General features: G+C 70.6%; 13 protein-coding genes. 4 read left to right on the top strand and 9 right to left on the bottom strand.

All coding sequences use genetic code 11. The features are described 5' to 3' along the window. Positions 1-66 precede the first annotated feature (66 nt). Positions 67-828 (bottom strand): DeoR/GlpR family DNA-binding transcription regulator, encoded by a 762-nt coding sequence (locus ACTWOL_RS01520; RefSeq protein WP_474293467.1) that lies wholly within the window; start codon positions 826-828, stop codon positions 67-69. A gap of 428 nt (positions 829-1,256) precedes the next feature. On the opposite strand from ACTWOL_RS01520, the gene ACTWOL_RS01515 reads away from it, so the two are divergent. Together ACTWOL_RS01515 and ACTWOL_RS01510 are read left to right on the top strand one after the other, a co-directional pair. Further along, a complete protein-coding gene (locus ACTWOL_RS01515; RefSeq protein ID WP_474293464.1) occupies positions 1,257-1,895 on the top strand; it encodes an ArsR/SmtB family transcription factor in 639 nt (212 codons plus the stop codon). Between the two features lie 9 nt (positions 1,896-1,904). Further along, positions 1,905-2,114 (top strand): hypothetical protein, encoded by a 210-nt coding sequence (locus tag ACTWOL_RS01510; RefSeq protein WP_474293462.1) that lies wholly within the window; start codon positions 1,905-1,907, stop codon positions 2,112-2,114. 165 nt (positions 2,115-2,279) lie between these two features. Here ACTWOL_RS01510 and ACTWOL_RS01505 read toward each other — a convergent pair whose 3' ends face one another. From ACTWOL_RS01505 to ACTWOL_RS01495, 3 genes are read right to left on the bottom strand one after another with little or no spacing between them, the layout of a single operon-like run. Next, the gene (locus tag ACTWOL_RS01505) at positions 2,280-3,134 is read right to left on the bottom strand and encodes an amino acid ABC transporter ATP-binding protein (protein ID WP_474293460.1); all 855 of its coding nucleotides are present in this window, start codon (positions 3,132-3,134) and stop codon (positions 2,280-2,282) included. A gap of 7 nt (positions 3,135-3,141) precedes the next feature. Then, positions 3,142-3,942, bottom strand: coding sequence for an amino acid ABC transporter permease (locus ACTWOL_RS01500; protein WP_474293458.1), 801 nt, complete (start codon positions 3,940-3,942; stop codon positions 3,142-3,144). Beyond that, the gene (locus tag ACTWOL_RS01495; RefSeq protein WP_474293456.1) at positions 3,939-4,778 is read right to left on the bottom strand and encodes an ABC transporter substrate-binding protein; all 840 of its coding nucleotides are present in this window, start codon (positions 4,776-4,778) and stop codon (positions 3,939-3,941) included. The genes ACTWOL_RS01500 and ACTWOL_RS01495 overlap by 4 nt, the downstream gene beginning before the upstream one ends. A gap of 156 nt (positions 4,779-4,934) precedes the next feature. Here ACTWOL_RS01495 and ACTWOL_RS01490 point away from each other — a divergent pair, with 156 nt between their 5' ends. Next, a complete protein-coding gene (locus tag ACTWOL_RS01490; RefSeq protein ID WP_474293454.1) occupies positions 4,935-5,102 on the top strand; it encodes a hypothetical protein in 168 nt (55 codons plus the stop codon). Between the two features lie 51 nt (positions 5,103-5,153). Here ACTWOL_RS01490 and ACTWOL_RS01485 read toward each other — a convergent pair whose 3' ends face one another. From ACTWOL_RS01485 to ACTWOL_RS01465, 5 genes are all read right to left on the bottom strand, one after another. Then, positions 5,154-6,632: a glutamate-cysteine ligase family protein gene (locus tag ACTWOL_RS01485; RefSeq protein ID WP_474293452.1), complete on the bottom strand. Its 1,479-nt coding sequence runs from the start codon at positions 6,630-6,632 to the stop codon at positions 5,154-5,156. 411 nt (positions 6,633-7,043) lie between these two features. Then, the gene (locus tag ACTWOL_RS01480) at positions 7,044-8,696 is read right to left on the bottom strand and encodes a serine/threonine-protein kinase (protein ID WP_474293450.1); all 1,653 of its coding nucleotides are present in this window, start codon (positions 8,694-8,696) and stop codon (positions 7,044-7,046) included. A 601-nt stretch (positions 8,697-9,297) separates the two neighbouring features. After that, positions 9,298-10,512 carry an MFS transporter gene (locus tag ACTWOL_RS01475; protein WP_474293448.1) on the bottom strand — a complete coding sequence of 405 codons (1,215 nt, stop codon included), beginning with the start codon at positions 10,510-10,512 and terminating at the stop codon, positions 9,298-9,300. Positions 10,513-10,842: 330 nt separating this feature from the next. Then, positions 10,843-12,225 carry a S1 family peptidase gene (locus ACTWOL_RS01470; RefSeq protein WP_474293446.1) on the bottom strand — a complete coding sequence of 461 codons (1,383 nt, stop codon included), beginning with the start codon at positions 12,223-12,225 and terminating at the stop codon, positions 10,843-10,845. A gap of 119 nt (positions 12,226-12,344) precedes the next feature. Beyond that, positions 12,345-13,034 carry a TetR/AcrR family transcriptional regulator gene (locus ACTWOL_RS01465; protein ID WP_474293444.1) on the bottom strand — a complete coding sequence of 230 codons (690 nt, stop codon included), beginning with the start codon at positions 13,032-13,034 and terminating at the stop codon, positions 12,345-12,347. 59 nt (positions 13,035-13,093) lie between these two features. On the opposite strand from ACTWOL_RS01465, the gene ACTWOL_RS01460 reads away from it, so the two are divergent. After that, positions 13,094-14,737 carry an FAD-binding oxidoreductase gene (locus tag ACTWOL_RS01460; RefSeq protein ID WP_474293442.1) on the top strand — a complete coding sequence of 548 codons (1,644 nt, stop codon included), beginning with the start codon at positions 13,094-13,096 and terminating at the stop codon, positions 14,735-14,737. Positions 14,738-14,758 lie beyond the last annotated feature (21 nt).

Below are 14,758 nucleotides of genomic sequence, written 5' to 3'. Positions count from 1 at the left end.
GGTTGGTTTGGCTGACCAATCCGGACAGTGGACTGTACGCGTGGCGGGGGTGGCCGTGCCGACGGGTCAGGCGCGGACGACCTGCGGGCCGAGGAGCGAGTAGCGCTGTGCCTCCGAGGAGGTCAGCCCGGCGTCGGTGACGATCGCTTCAAAATCGCCCACCTCGGCGAATCTGCAGAAGCTGACCGCTCCGAACTTGGTGTGGACGCCGAGGAACACCCGTCGCCGCGCGCTGCGTATCGCCTGCGCCTTGACCTCGCCGACGGCCGGATCGGGGGTGGTCAGGCCGTACTCCCGGGAGATGCCGTTCGCGCCCACGAAGGCCAGGTCGATGACGAGCCCCGCGAGCATCCGCGTGGCCCAGTGGTCCACGGTCGCCATGGTGCCGCCGCGAACCCGGCCGCCCAGGAGCAGGACCGAGGCCTGCTCGGCGCTCGCCAGCCCTGACGCGACGGCGAGGGACGCGGTCACGACCGTCAGGCGCCGGTCGCGCGGCAGTGCCTCCGCCACCAGCTGGGGAGTGAAGCCCTCGTCGATGAAGATGGTCTCCGCGTCACCGACCAGTTCGGCCGCCGCCGCCGCTATCCGGGCCTTCTGCGGCACGTGCCGGGTGGTGCGGTACGCGAGTGTGGTCTCGAACCCGGCACTCTCCACCGGATACGCACCGCCGTGGGTGCGCCGCACGAGACCGTGCTCCTCGAGCGCGTGGAGATCTCGTCGGATGGTCTCCTTGGCCACGTTGAACAGGGCCGCCAGCCCATTGACGTCGACCGCCCCTTCCTTTCGGGCGGCTTCGAGAATGCCCCGGCGACGCTGCTCGGTGTCCACTGCACTCATCCCTGCTGTTCGCATGCTCTGATGCACTGTGCCCGTTCGGGCCGATGCGTCATTTTTTACAAGCACCACATCTGTCTCACCAGGCTCTTTGCAGCCTCCGCTGCGCCCGTTCGTGCCCGCTTGTGGCGGTGTAACCGCAGGTAGGGACCGGTCCGGCGGAGCGGTTGTGCCCGAAGTTGCCCGATCCGGACCGTCCTCACGCCCGGATCGTGCCCGTTCGTCTGCGAGCGGTCATGCCCTACGCACGTCATCCAGCCAGTGGGGCCGTCCTCGCACGTCCACGTCGTCGAACTGTGGGGCACCTCAGCCGTCGGTCCGCAGGGCCCGTGCTCGAGCCGTCGGTGCGAAGGATCGCCCCCCGTCAACCGACAGGGAAATGAGTCTGGACAAAAAAAATTGTCGGTGAGAGGGTGGGAGGCATGCTGGATGTGACCGTGATCGAGGACCCGTCGGCCGCGGCGGTTTCGCTGGACCCGATGCGGGCTCGGCTGCTCGCCGAGCTCGCGGCCGGCCCCGCGTCGGCGGCGATGCTGGCCGCGCGCGTCGGACTGCCCCGCCAGAAGGTGAACTACCACCTGAAGGCCCTGGAGCGGCACGGGCTCGTCGAGCTTGCCGGCGAGCGCCGCAAGGGCAATGTCACCGAGCGGCTGATGCGCGCCACCGCCGCCTCGTACGTCATCTCGCCACTCGCCCTGGCCGCCGTCCAGCCGGACCCGGCGCGCTTCCGTGACCAGCTCTCCGCCCGCTGGCTGCTCGCCGTCGCGGCCCGTCTGGTCCGCGACGTCGGCACGCTGATCACCGGTGCAGCGAAGGCCCGCAAGCGCCTCGCGACGTACGCGCTCGACGGCGAGGTGCGCTTCGCCTCCGCGGCCGACCGCGCCGCGTTCGTGGAGGAGCTGACCCGAGGCGTCAGCGCGCTCGTCGCCAAATACCACGACGAGCATGCCCCGGGCGGCCGTGAGCACCGCGTCGTCGTCGCACTCCACCCCACTGTCAAGGACGATTCCGGCCGGTCCGGGAACCCCGGACCCCCCGACCGCTCGCCCGAGCACGCCTGAGGAGCCCCCATGTCAAAGGAATTCGAGATCGCCCGCGAGTTCGAGGTCGATGCAAGCCCCGACATCGGTCTGCGCACCGACCAGGCGCTCCACCGGGTCTTCGGCCGCAACCACTTCGGCGCGCCCGTCGGTGTGAGCGTCCACGACTTCGCCCCCGACGCCGTCGCGGACGAGACCGAGAGCGCCTGGCGCGACCGGCTCACCCAGGTGTTCGCGTGAAGGCGCCGGTCGCTGCCCCCGCCGGGCAGCGACCGGCATCCTCGGCGGTCCTGGACCGTCGGACGGAGCCCGGCCCGCGAGGGGCCGTACACCGGGCACGAACGGCACGGGACGGCGCCACGTGGTCCGGGGGAGCGGGGCGGCACTCGGGAGCGACGGCGCCCGTCAGGACCCGTGCGCCTTCCCGCCGAGGTCCTCGCCCTTTCCGTGGCCGGGTGCACCATCGGGCTCACCGGCAGCCGCCGGATCGAGGATCCGGGTCAGGAAGTTCCGCGTGCGTTCATGCTGGGGACGGCCCACGACCTGCCCGGCCGGCCCCTGCTCGACGATCATCCCGTCGTCCATGAACACCACCCGGTCCGCGACCTCGCGGGCGAAGCCCATCTCATGGGTGACGACCATCATCGTCATGCCCTCTGCCGCGAGTCCCCGCATCACCGCCAGCACCTCGCCCACCAGCTCGGGGTCGAGCGCCGAGGTCGGCTCGTCGAAGAGCATCACCTCAGGATCCATCACCAGCGCCCGCGCGATCGCGACCCGCTGCTGCTGTCCGCCCGACAACTGTGCGGGATAGGCGTCTGCCTTGTCGGCGAGCCCCACCCGCTCGAGGTTTTCCCGGGCCACCGCCAGAGCCCGGGCCCTGTCCCGCTTCAGCACGCGCCGCTGCGGCAGCGTCAGGTTCTCGGCCACCGTCACATGCGGGAAGAGATTGAACTGCTGGAACACCATGCCGATGCGCCTGCGTACGGCGTCGATGTCGACATCGGGGTCGGTGACCTCGGTGCCGCCCACGAAGACCTGACCCCGTGTGGGCTCCTCCAGCAGGTTCACACACCGCAGCAGTGTGGACTTGCCCGAACCCGACGGCCCGATGACGCAGACCACCTCACCCCGGCCGACATCCAGGTCGATGCCCCTGAGTACCTCGTCACCGCCGAACGACTTGTGCAGCCCCCGGATCCCGATCTCCGGACCACCGGAGCCCGCCCGGTCCCGCACCTGCTGTGCCTTGCGCCTCATACCGCCGTCACCCTGCCTTCCCCGCCCGGGCCTCCAGCCGGCGTACGACCAGGCTCAGCGGAATCGTGACCAGGAGATAGCAGAGCCCGGCGACCAGGATCGGAGTGGAGTTGGCGGACTGGCTGGCCAGATCCCTGCCGAATTTGGTCAGCTCCCGCTCGTTCAGTGTCACCCCGAGGAACAGCACCAGCGACGAGTCCTTGAACAGCAGGACCAGTTCATTGGTCAGCGGCGGGATCACGATCCGCAAGGCCTGCGGAACGACCACCGATGCCATGGCACGCGGGTACGAGAACCCGAGCGAGCGTGCCGCCTCCATCTGCCCCTTCGGCACGGCCTGGATCCCCGCCCTGATGGTCTCCGCCATGTACGCGGCCGCGACCAGCCCCAGGCCCAGTGCGACCTTCCCGTACACCCCTCCGGGGATCTCCGTGCCGGGAAACGCAAGCGGAACCGCCACGCCCACGAAGATGAAGATCAGCAGGGCCGGCAGCCCCCGGAAGAGCTCGATGTAGACGCTCGCCACCCAGCGGTACGGCGCCACCGACGAAAGCCGCATCAGGGCGATGACCATTCCGAGCAGCAAGCCGAACAGGAACCCGGACACGGTGTACACGACCGTGTTGCGCAGGGCGATGGTGATGATGTCAGGGAAGAGCTCGCCCGCGAGATCCTGCTGTGCGAACTGGTTTCGCAGCCGTTCCCAGTCGGCGGTCACCGCGACGGCCACGACCGCGGCGACGAAGAGCGCGTACTGCGACGCGTGCGAGACCCGGCGGCGCTGCCGCCTGGTCAGCCGGGACGTCATGGCCGGCCCGTGGGCAGCGGCCCGATCCACTGCTTGTACAACGCGTCGTACGTGCCGTCCGCCCTGGCCTTCCCGATCGCCTCGTTGACCGCTGCCAACAGCTTGGAGTTGCCCTTCTTCACGGAGATCCCGTACTGCTCACCCGTCTGGATGTTCTGGCCGAGCACGAATGCCTCGGCGTTGGCCTTGTCCTTCAGCCAGCCCTGAACGACGGGGTAGTCGATCACGACGGCGTCGACCTGGCCGGTGCGCAGCCCGTTCAGTACCGCGTCGGAGCTCTCGAACGCCACCGGGTCGAAGCCCTGTGAGGCGGCGTGGCTCTCGCCGGTCGTCTCCGCCTGCGCGCCGAGCTTCGCCTTCTTCGCCTTCACATCGGCGAGCGAGGCCACGCCGCTCTTCCTCGTCGCCAGCAGCGCCTGCGTGGCGTCGAAGTACGGGACGGAGAAGTCCACGTTCTTCTTGCGCTCGTCGGTGATCGTCATGCCGGCCGCCGCGAGGTCGCACTCTCCCGAATTGAGGAAGGCGCCCGTCTTGAAGTTCTCGAACGGTGTGTCGAGGATCTTCTGCTCGACCTTCAGATGTTTCGCCACCAGGTCGACGAGGGCCACATCGAAGCCGACGACCTTGCCGTTCTGCTCGAACTGGAAGGGCGGATACGGCAGATGGGTGCAGGTGGTCAGCTTCCCCTTCTCCACCACCGGCACACCGCCGGCCGCCTGTCCCGGACCCTCGCCCCCGGACGAACAGCCCGAGAGCAGCAGCCCGGCCATGGCGGCACCCGCCGGAAGTAAGCGCGGCACGCGCCGGGTGCGATGGCAGCGGTCGGACCTGGACATGGTGGCCTCCCTGGGCGCGGGGCGGTGGGACGAGCTGCCGCCAAGCGGTGATCGTAGGCCACCGGCGGGTGACGCCGGGGCCGTTCGACGCGGCCTTCGGAAGTTGTCCGGTTCGTGCGTACCGGCGACCTCGCGGCCCCCTGCATCCTCGGGCACATGGCTGAATCACACTGCTCGAAGTGCTGCCCGGTCGAACCGCCGGCGTCGGCGCAGCCGGAGAGGTTGCCGCTCGGCGCGGTCGGCCTCGCGCTCGCGGCCGCCCTCGCGTTCGTCGGCGGATGGCTCGTGGTGGTGTGGACGGGGACATCGCTCTTCCCCGGGTGATCCCTTCCGCAGCCTGAGCCGTGTCCGGTGCGCTACCGGGAATCCCTCGACCTAATCCACCGGCCAGGTGTGCGCCGGGGCGTTGAGGTGCATGTAGTCGATGTACTGCTGGGTCATCAGCCGGAGCGCCTCATGGTGGTCGACATGGCTGGTGTCGGCGATGTGATGGAACATCTCGGCCTGCCACACGGCACCGTTGCGGGCGTTCACACACCGCTGCTCGATGACACCGAGCAGCGGCTCCCGCCATGCCGTGTCCATACCCGAGAGCTCCAGGCCCCGGTGCGCCAACGGCAGGAGCCGCCGCAGCACGAGCTCGGCCACCGGCACTTCTCCCGTCCCTGGCCAGTACAGCCGTGCGTCGATCCCGTGCCGCGCGGCGGCGTGCAGATTGTCCTCGGCCGCCGAGAAGGACATCCTCGACCACACCGGCCGCTCCTCCTCGACGAGTGCGCGGGTCAGCCCGTAGTAGAAGGCTCCGTTCGCCAGTACGTCGGCGACGGTGGGACCGGCGGGCAGCACCCGGTTCTCCACCCGCAGATGGGGTCGGCCGCGGGCGACGGCGTAGACCGGACGGTTCCAGCGGTAGATCGTGCCGTTGTGCAGCGTGAGCTCGCCCAGCTCGGGGGTGTCTCCCCGGTCCAGTGTCTCCAGCGGGTCCTCGTCCTCGCACAGCGGCAGCAGCGCGGGGAAGTAGCGCACGTTCTCCTCGAAGAGGTCGAAGACACTGGTGATCCACCGCTCGCCGAACCACACCCTGGGGCGCACTCCCTGGACCTTGATCTCCTCGGGTCGGGTGTCGGTGGCCTGCTCGAACAGGGGGATGCGGGTCTCACGCCACAGCTCCTTGCCGAACAGGAAGGGGGAGTTCGCCGCCAGTGCCACCTGTACTCCCGCGATCGCCTGCGCCGCGTTCCAGTAGCCCGCGAACTCGTCGGGGGCCACCTGGAGATGGAACTGGGTGCTGGTGCAGGCCGCCTCGGGCGTGATCGTGTCGGCGTACGTCCGCAGCCGGTCCACGCCGTCGACGGAGATCCGCAGATCCTCACCCCGCGCCGCGAACACCTGCTCGTTGAGGAGGTGGTAGCGCGGATTCTCCGACAGTGCTGCCTCACCCACGTCCCCCTGCCGCAGCGTCGGCAGTATCCCCACCATGACCAGATGGGCGCCCACGGCCGCGGCCCGTTCCTCGGCATGGTTCAGGGCGTCCCTGATCTCCTTCTCCCAGGAGTCCGGGCCACCCGCGGTCAGCTCCCGCGGAGGAATGTTGATCTCCAGGTTGAACCGCCCCAGCTCGCTCGACCAGGCGGGATCCGCGATCGCCCCGAGCACGTCGGTATTCCGCATCGTCGGCTCGGCGGCCCCGTCCACCAGGTTCAGCTCGATCTCGAGTCCCACCTGGGGCCGCTCGGCCTCGAAGCGCTCTTCGCGCAGCATCTGCGCGAACGCGTCCAGGCATTGCTGCATCTTGTTCCGGTATCGGCGGCGGTCATCACGGGTGAACACCAGCGCCGGGACATCTCGTCCCATCGGCCCTCCCGAGTCTCCTCGGCCCGCTTCCCTACCCCAAGCGTCCCACTCCCTGCCCGACCCGACCAGCGAGGCCGAGCCCTGGGGCCCGGCCGAGACGGTCCGGCACAAAGGCCGAAGACATGGACTTCACTTCTCGCTATTTCCGGCTCTTGTGGTGGTAATCGCAGAAACCGGCACGTGTCGTAGACCATCCCTATTCGGATGTGGTGAATTCTTCGATGGAAATTCCATTTCCCTCGTGAACGACCTCGGGCATACGATCCGGCATTTCGGATGTGCCACGTCGGCGGCATGTCCTGGGGGTGTCGGCAATTCCATTGCAGGCTTGCGACGGCATGCAATTGCACTGCCAAATGCTACGGCTCGATCGACCATGTCAACGGCCCTACTGCCCGGCGGCGGGCACCGTCAGGGCCGCGCCACCGAGAAGCCGCTGCAGTTCGCGCCGTACACCACACCGTCCAGACGTCCCGGCGTCCCCGGGTCGTAGCGCGCCGCCAAATCGACCATCACGAACCCCGGCGGCTGCGAGATCCAGTACGCGCCGCGCAGGGAGAGCGCGCCGTTTACGTACGTCCCGCTCATTGCGAAGGCGCCGCGTGGTACCAGCGGATTGGACGGGGCCGGGAAGAAGCTGAAGACGGCGGAGACATCGCCGCCGCCCTCGTCCGCGATGGTCAGCGACAGTCCCGTAATGCCCTGGTTGCAGACATAGCTGCCGAGCCACCTCCCGGTCACCTGCCCGGTTCCGCCCGCGTCCGGTGGATCGTCGCTGCCGCCTTCCGTGCCCACCGAGGGTGCCGCGGACGGGGCGACGGCCGGGGTGGACACCACTGCCGTCGAACCGATCGGCGGAGGCGTCAACGAAGAGGTTGCCGGCGGCCCTGACGCATACGGGGAGGTGTACGGGGACGCGTACGGCGAAGCCCCGCCGCTCCCGGAGGACGTGCTCCCCGTTCCGAAGATGGCCCCCGCCTGCCAGGCGAAACCCCCCACCAGAGCCACCGCGACGGCGGAGGCCGCAAGCGCGAGGCGCCGTGCACCCGTCGACGGCCGGGGCGACGTCCCCGGCACCGCGAAAGGCGCGAAGCCGCCCTGTGTCGTCCCACCCGCGCCGGACGACGTCTCCGGCGCTTCCGGCACCGCGCCCGCCGCCGCGACAGCCGTCCGCGCGCGCTCCCGGACGGTCCGGGCGACGGGTTCCGGCAGCCATGCGGCGTCGGTGAACACCAGCGTGGCCTGCGCGGAACCCGCGCCGCAGGCCACCTCCGACAGCACCTCACCGACCGACGGACGAGCCTCGGGAGCCTTCGCCAGACAGCGAGCCACCAGTGGGCGCAGCCGCGCCGGTACGGCGTCCAGTTCGGGCTCGGTGTACACGATCCTGAACATCAGACCCTGCGCCGAACCCGTACCGAAGGGTCCCGTACCCGACGCGGCGAAGGCGAGCACGGCCCCGAGGGCGAACACATCGCACGCCGGGCCCGTGTGGCCTCCCGTCAGTTGCTCGGGCGACATGAATCCCGGAGTGCCGATGACGGCGCCCGTCCGCGTGATGGCGCTCACCTCGCTCGCCACCGAGATCCCGAAGTCGATCACCCGCGGGCCGTCCGGAGCCAGCAGCACGTTGGACGGCTTGAGATCACGGTGCACCAGACCTGCGGCATGGATCGCCTCGAGTGCCTCCGCCAGTCCCGCGGCCAGCAGCATCAGGGGTCCTTCGGGCCACGCGCCCGACCGTGCCACCGCCGCTTCCAGGGACATGCCGGGCACGTACGCGGTGGCCAGCCACGGTGGACGGGCTCCCGGATCGGCGTCCACGACCCCGGCGGTGAACACCCCGTTGACCCTGCGGGCCGCCGCCACCTCGCGCGCGAAACGCCGGCGGAACTCGGCGTCCTCGGCCAGTTCAGGGCGCACCACCTTGACGGCAACCGCCCGACCGCCCCGGGAACTCCCCAGATACACCCGGCCCATACCGCCCGCCCCGAGCCGTGCCACCAGCCGGTACGGGCCCACCTCGCGCGGATCCTGCGCCTCCAGCGGCGTCAGCGGCTCCATCGCCCACCCCCAAGTCCGCGTATGCGCACCGCGGATGCCTGACATGGTGCAGCAGGCAAGCGCTCACATGGGCAGTTATGCGGAAATGGGAAGTCCGTACACACGGGACTCAGACCGGCGGACACCGGTGCGAACGGTACCGGGTTGCGGTGCCGTGCGGAGCATCCGCACGGCACCGCGATGCGCGATACCCACCCAGTCCGTTCGCTTGTCTTCCTACGGAGAAACCTGCCGCTGGGCACCGGGTGATGTCCGGCGGCAGGGTGTGAGGACGACGGCGGACTCGGTCTTGTCCGCCGCCGCCCTCGTCGGCCCTCGATGCGTCCTCCTGGATGGACGCACCGACAGCCGAGATCAGGGGTGAGGGTTGATCACTCGCAACCACATCGGGGCTGCATACGCGGCTACGCATGGATGCTGTTTTTGGTTCACGGGCCTCGAGCTGACGGCCGCGCGATGCCTGTGGTCAGGTAGTCGGGCAGGGGGTGCCGGACAGTGGCGGGGGACTCACGGCCCGGCATTCGGGGCTTACGGGTGATTCGCCGAAACGGTTCACTCGTCATCGCGCCGGCCTCCGACTCGCCTGACGCGACCCGGGCACTCAGACCTCGGCCGGTGGCCGCAAGGCCGCGTACGTACCGGCGCAGGCGGCCAGCAGCATCACACAGACGGTGAAGACCAGCCCCGCGTCACGCAGGCCGAGCCACATCGCCAGGGCCCCGACACCCACCACCGGCACGGAGATCCCCGCATAGGCGACGACGAAGAACGCCGAGATGGTCCCACCGCGCTGATCCGCCGGTGCGGCACCGCCGACCAGTGTCAGCGCCCCGCGAAAGGCCAGCCCCTGACCCATGCCACCGCACAGCGCGCCCAGCACGAGCAGTGGCAGCGAGGCGGCGAGCAGTGACGAGGCCACCAGGAGCAGTCCCACGACGAGGACCCCGCAGCCCACGGGAAGGGCGCGCGGTGCGCCGAACTTCCCGGTCAGGGACTGTCCAAGGGTGGAGGCGAGGAACACGGAGAACGCAACGGCGCCCGCGACCGCCAGATTGTGCACGCCCAGTGTCTGCGCGGCGAAGCTCGGCGCGACGGCCGTGAACAGCCCGAGGAGTGCGAACCCTGCGAAGGCCGCCACCGCCGAGGGCGCGAACACCCCCTTCACCTCGGGCGGCACGGCGACTCCCTGGGGCTTCAGCGGCGGCAGGCGCTTCGGGTCCCGAACCGTCTCGGGCAGCAGCCAGGTGATCGTCCCGGCCATGGCCACCAGCCCCAGATGCACCAGGAACGGCAGCTTCAGCGGCCAGGGCGCGTACTGTGCGAGCAGCCCGGACAGCAGCGGACCGCAGCCAAGGCCACCCATGTTGGCGGCGGTGGCGGCGAAGGCGGCCCGCGCCCGCTGCCCCGGACCGGCCAGCTCGATCACGGCCGCGGTGGCCGCTCCGCTCAAAAGACCGGCGGCGAAACCGGACAGCAGCCGTCCCGCGAAGAGCAGCGGCAGGCCGCTCTCGAACAGGAAGCAGACGGCACTCGCGGCCGAGAGGGCCATGGCGCACAGGATGACCGGTCTGCGTCCGGCTTCGTCGGAATAGTTTCCCGCTACGAGCAAGGTGGTGATGACCGCGATGGCGTACACGGCGAACACCACGGTCACCATCAGCTCCGAGAAGCCGATCTGCTCCTGGTAGAGCCCGTACAGAGGTGTGGGCAGGGTCGTGCCTGCCATTCCGATGGCGAACACCACGGCCGCCGCCGGATAGCCCGGACGCCGGACACCGCCGGTTCTCCCCACGTTGCCGCTCCGGGTCACAGACATCACACCCCAGGGGCGCCGCCCGCCTGCCGACGTCGCGTACGAGGTGGCGCCGCTGGGCCCGTACGAACGTGAACACGCGCTGCCGGTGCCGTGCGTGGGCCACATCGGTGGTGGCGGCGCGGTCCGCGGGCGTCACCGGCAGCGGTGCGTTCCGTATGTCCGCACCAGGCTGACACCGCGGTGTCCGCGTGCCTGGCAGCCGCCCCGCCCCGCACGCCGAAGTGCACCGGCTCAGAGGTCAGCCGTGCTTCCCGTTTCCTTCGCACGACGGGACGGGGCCGCGCGGGCTCTCAGACGACGGGGCGGAGCCCGCGCGGGGTTCCGGTGGGGTCAGGCCCAGGTCTGCGAGTAGTAGTCGCGGTAGTTCCTGCGCCCCTGGGCGGTCTGGATCCACCGGCTGGCCACGAGCAGGAGCAGACTCGCTGCCACCACCCCGAGCCCCGGCCCGACGGGGCCGAGCGGCCCGAGACCGGAGGCGATCCCGGTGACGATGCCGGATCCGACCGCGCCCTCCGACGCCGGGGGACCCGGCACCGCCGGGGCCACCGCACCGGGCTCCGTGGGCGCGGGCTCCGCGGGCGCCTGCTGGCTCGGAGCGGCGGCACCCGCACCACTGCGGTCGGCCTGGCCCGCCAGGCTCACCCCGAGGGTCGCCATCGCCTCGGTCACGGGCTGGAAGTAGGTGACGCCTCCACTGGTGCAGTCCCCGTTGCCCCCGGAGGTGACACCGAGCGCCAGTCCCTGCGCGAGCAGCGGGCCGCCGCTGTCCCCGGGTTCCGCACACACCGTGGTCTGGATGAGACCGGTGACCGTGCCCTCGGGGTAGTTGACCGTCGCGTTCAACGCGGTCACGCGCCCGGTGCGCAGCCCCGTCGTGCTTCCGCTGCGGAACACCTGCTGCCCCACGACGGGGTCGGCGGCGCCCGTGATCCGCACCCCTTGTCCGCCACCGATCTGCACGATGTCCGGCTGGCCGACGGGCGCGCCGTTCTCGTACCGCACCAGGGCGAAGTCGTCGCCGGGGAAATTGGAGGCCGTGGTGGAGCCGAGGGCCTGTGCGCCCTGGCGGTCCCCGAACCAGGTCGTACCCACGGGGCCGCAGTGCCCGGCCGTGAGGATGAACGCGTCCTGCCCGTCCGTCACGTTGAAGCCCGCGGAGCACCGGTTGGTGTTCGCGAAGATCGGGGCCGCACCGTTCACCCGGGTCGTGAAGGAACCCGCCTTCCGTTCCATCCGTACGAATCCGCCGATCCGTTCGGCGACACCGGACATCCGCCCCCAGTCGTCCGCCGAGACGGTGCTGTCGCCCTGGACGACGACCTCGTTGGACGCGTAGTCCACCGACCAGGCCGTGCCCGGCACCCGGGGCGCCTGCCGCAGTTGCTCGGTGGCCGTACGGAGCCGGTCCATGCTGTGCCGCACCATCTTGGCGTCCGCCCCGGCGCGCCGCACCTCCGCCGCCGCGTCCGCGTCGGTCACGGCCACGACCCTCCGGCCGCCGGATCCCATCCAGGTGCCCGCGGTACGGGATGTGCCCAGACGGGACATCACACGCGCCGCCGGATCCGCGGCCTGCTCGATGCCGGCTCTGGTCGTTGCCGCGCCGGACGGTTCGCCCGCCAGCGCGTCGGAGACCATCAGGGAGCCCCAGACCAGCCCGCCGACGGCCGCCAGCCGGACTGCCCGCTGGAGGTTCCGTCGTGCGTGCCTCATCCGCAGCCTCCGTGGTCGTACTGACGTGATGTCACCATCCGTGCGGACCACGGAAGCCGTGGTCCGACCGTCTATACGTGCCGAGGAGCGCCGGTGTTCACCGCGAGCGGCACCGGGGTTCAGACGTCGCCCTGGACCGCGGCCAGGAGCCGGGCGCAACGAGCGCTCATATCCTGCGCGGACTCGTCGGGGTGGGACACCCACCAGCCGACGAGGGCGCCGACGACGCCCGTCCAGACATGCTTGAGCGCATCGGCGTCGAGGGCGTCGTCGTTGCCGTGCGCCCGCAGCAGCGCGGCGGTGCCGGACATCGCGAGCCGGTCGATGGCATCGCGATGGCGCCGGGCCGTGAGCCATGGCTCGGAATCCGGCGGCAGCGTCCTGTCGTACAGCACGAACCATGCCTGCCGCTGGTCCTGCAGCGTTTCGAAGACCGCGGTGAGCACCGCGTGGGCCAGCCGGTCTTCCGTCGCGCCACCGGACATGGCCGCGGTGACCGCCTCGACGAGGCGCGAGCCGATGCGCTCCACACACACCGTGGAGAGCCCGTCCTTCGAGCCGAAGTAGCTGTAGAGCATCGGCTTTGTGACGCCGACGCTGCGGGCGATCTCGGCCATCGACGCCGAGGCGTGGCCGCGCCGGGCGAACTCCTCCATCGCCGCGGCGACGATCTGCTCCTCGCGGCGCGCACGCGGGACGCCTTTCGTGCCCGCACCCCGGCCCGGGCGGGGGCCCGCGGGGGCGGTGCCGTCGGCCGGGGAAGCGCGGCGGCCCGGATCCTGTGCCGTCGAAGCTCTTGCAGCGGTCATGGAAGGACTATACGTTCAAGTAACTTACCAAGTGGTAAATTACCGAGAGGTCATATCGCATGATCGGCCGTACCCAGCCCGCATCCGCCGCCGGCTCCTCGGCGACCCCAGGGGCCTTCGCCCCGGCACACCGCTCCTGGTGGGGCTGGGGCGCCGCGGACAAGGCGCTCCCCGACAGCGAGTGCACCGCCCTCGGCGCCCTCGTACCGGGAGCCGCCGCCGAGCCGCTGCCGGTGCCCGCGATCGGCGACCTCGATCTCCCGAAGGTGCGCGTCCAGCCGCCCGCGGCGCTCGGCGGCCTGATGTCGGACGCCCCGGGCGACCGGGCCGGCCACACCTACGGCAAGGCGTACCGCGATGTCGTCCGTGCCCTGCACGGGGACCTCACCCCGGCTCCCGACCAGGTCGCCTTCCCCCGCACGGAACAGGACGTCGTCGACATCCTCGACTGGGCCGCCGGCGCCGGCGTGGCAGTGGTCCCGTACGGCGCCGGGAGCTCCGTCGTCGGCGGCGTCGAATACCGCGCGGACCTGCACCGTGCGGTGGTCTCACTCGACCTGTCCCACCTGGACCGGGTGCTGGAGATCGACCGGGTCAGCCGCGCCGCCCGGATCCAGGCCGGCGCCCTGGGCCCGCACCTCGAGGCACAACTGCGGCCGCACGGGCTGACCCTGCGCCATTTCCCCCAGAGTTTCGAATACTCCACCCTCGGCGGCTGGCTGGCCACCCGGGCCGGCGGACACTACGCCACCCTCGCCACACACATCGACGATCTGGTGGAATCGCTCCGTGTGGTGACCCCCGCCGGGGTCAACGAGTCCCTGAGACTGCCGGGTTCCGGCGCCGGGCCCTCGCCCGACCGGCTGTTCCTGGGCTCCGAAGGCACACTCGGAGTGATCACCGAGGCATGGATGCGGCTGCAGGACCGCCCCCGCCACAAGGCCTCGGCCACGGTGCGCTTCACCGCGTTCCCCTCGGCGGTCGAGGCCGTGCGCGCCATTGCCCAGTCCGGTCTGCATCCCGCCAACTGCCGGCTGCTCGACCCCTCGGAGGCGGCCCTCGCCGGTGTCTCCCGCGACGGCGAGAGCGTGCTCGTCCTCGGCGTGGAGTCCGCTCACGCACCCGTCGACGGCCGTCTGGCCGAACTCGTGGCCCTCGCGCGCGACCACGGCGGCACGCCCGCACACAGTGCGCCCGGCGGCAAGGACTCCGCCGCCGACACCTGGCGCTCCGCCTTCCTGCGCATGCCGTACCTCAGGGACGCCCTCGCCCGGATGAGCGTGATCTCCGAGACGTTCGAAACGGCCTGCACCTGGGACCGTACGCAGGAGCTCCACGAGGCGGTACGCCGGGACCTGGGCGCTGCCGTACGCAGGGTGACCGGCGCCGAAGCAATGATCAACTGCCGCTTCACTCACATTTATCCGGACGGTCCCGCGCCCTACTTCACCGTCATCGCCCCCGCCCGGCGCGGTGCCGAGGTCGCGATGTGGGACGAGATCAAGGCCGCGGCCATGGAGATCCTCGGCGACCACGGTGCGACCGTCACCCACCACCACGCCGTCGGCCGCGACCACCGGCCCGGGTACGACCGCCAGCGCCCGGACCCTTTCGCCCACGCCCTGCGCGCAGCGAAGCACGCACTCGACCCCGCCGGGATCCTCAACCCCGGTGTGCTGCTCGACCCTGTGACGGCCGGATGAGCGATGGACCCGATAAAGCCG

The organism is Micromonospora sp. IBHARD003 (assembly GCF_056106285.1).
This window is presented reverse-complemented; position numbering and strand designations above follow the sequence as displayed.

Bases quoted from the DNA above. Each gene is read 5' to 3' on its own strand.
- ACTWOL_RS01515 (WP_474293464.1), top strand. From the start codon at position 1,257: ATGCTGGATGTGACCGTGATCGAGGACCCGTCGGCCGCGGCGGTTTCG.
- ACTWOL_RS01510 (WP_474293462.1), top strand. From the start codon at position 1,905: ATGTCAAAGGAATTCGAGATCGCCCGCGAGTTCGAGGTCGATGCAAGC.
- ACTWOL_RS01505 (WP_474293460.1), bottom strand. From the start codon at position 3,134: ATGAGGCGCAAGGCACAGCAGGTGCGGGACCGGGCGGGCTCCGGTGGT.
- ACTWOL_RS01500 (WP_474293458.1), bottom strand. From the start codon at position 3,942: ATGACGTCCCGGCTGACCAGGCGGCAGCGCCGCCGGGTCTCGCACGCG.
- ACTWOL_RS01495 (WP_474293456.1), bottom strand. From the start codon at position 4,778: ATGTCCAGGTCCGACCGCTGCCATCGCACCCGGCGCGTGCCGCGCTTA.
- ACTWOL_RS01490 (WP_474293454.1), top strand. From the start codon at position 4,935: ATGGCTGAATCACACTGCTCGAAGTGCTGCCCGGTCGAACCGCCGGCG.
- ACTWOL_RS01485 (WP_474293452.1), bottom strand. From the start codon at position 6,632: ATGGGACGAGATGTCCCGGCGCTGGTGTTCACCCGTGATGACCGCCGC.
- ACTWOL_RS01480 (WP_474293450.1), bottom strand. From the start codon at position 8,696: ATGGAGCCGCTGACGCCGCTGGAGGCGCAGGATCCGCGCGAGGTGGGC.
- ACTWOL_RS01475 (WP_474293448.1), bottom strand. From the start codon at position 10,512: ATGTCTGTGACCCGGAGCGGCAACGTGGGGAGAACCGGCGGTGTCCGG.
- ACTWOL_RS01470 (WP_474293446.1), bottom strand. From the start codon at position 12,225: ATGAGGCACGCACGACGGAACCTCCAGCGGGCAGTCCGGCTGGCGGCC.
- ACTWOL_RS01465 (WP_474293444.1), bottom strand. From the start codon at position 13,034: ATGACCGCTGCAAGAGCTTCGACGGCACAGGATCCGGGCCGCCGCGCT.
- ACTWOL_RS01460 (WP_474293442.1), top strand. From the start codon at position 13,094: ATGATCGGCCGTACCCAGCCCGCATCCGCCGCCGGCTCCTCGGCGACC.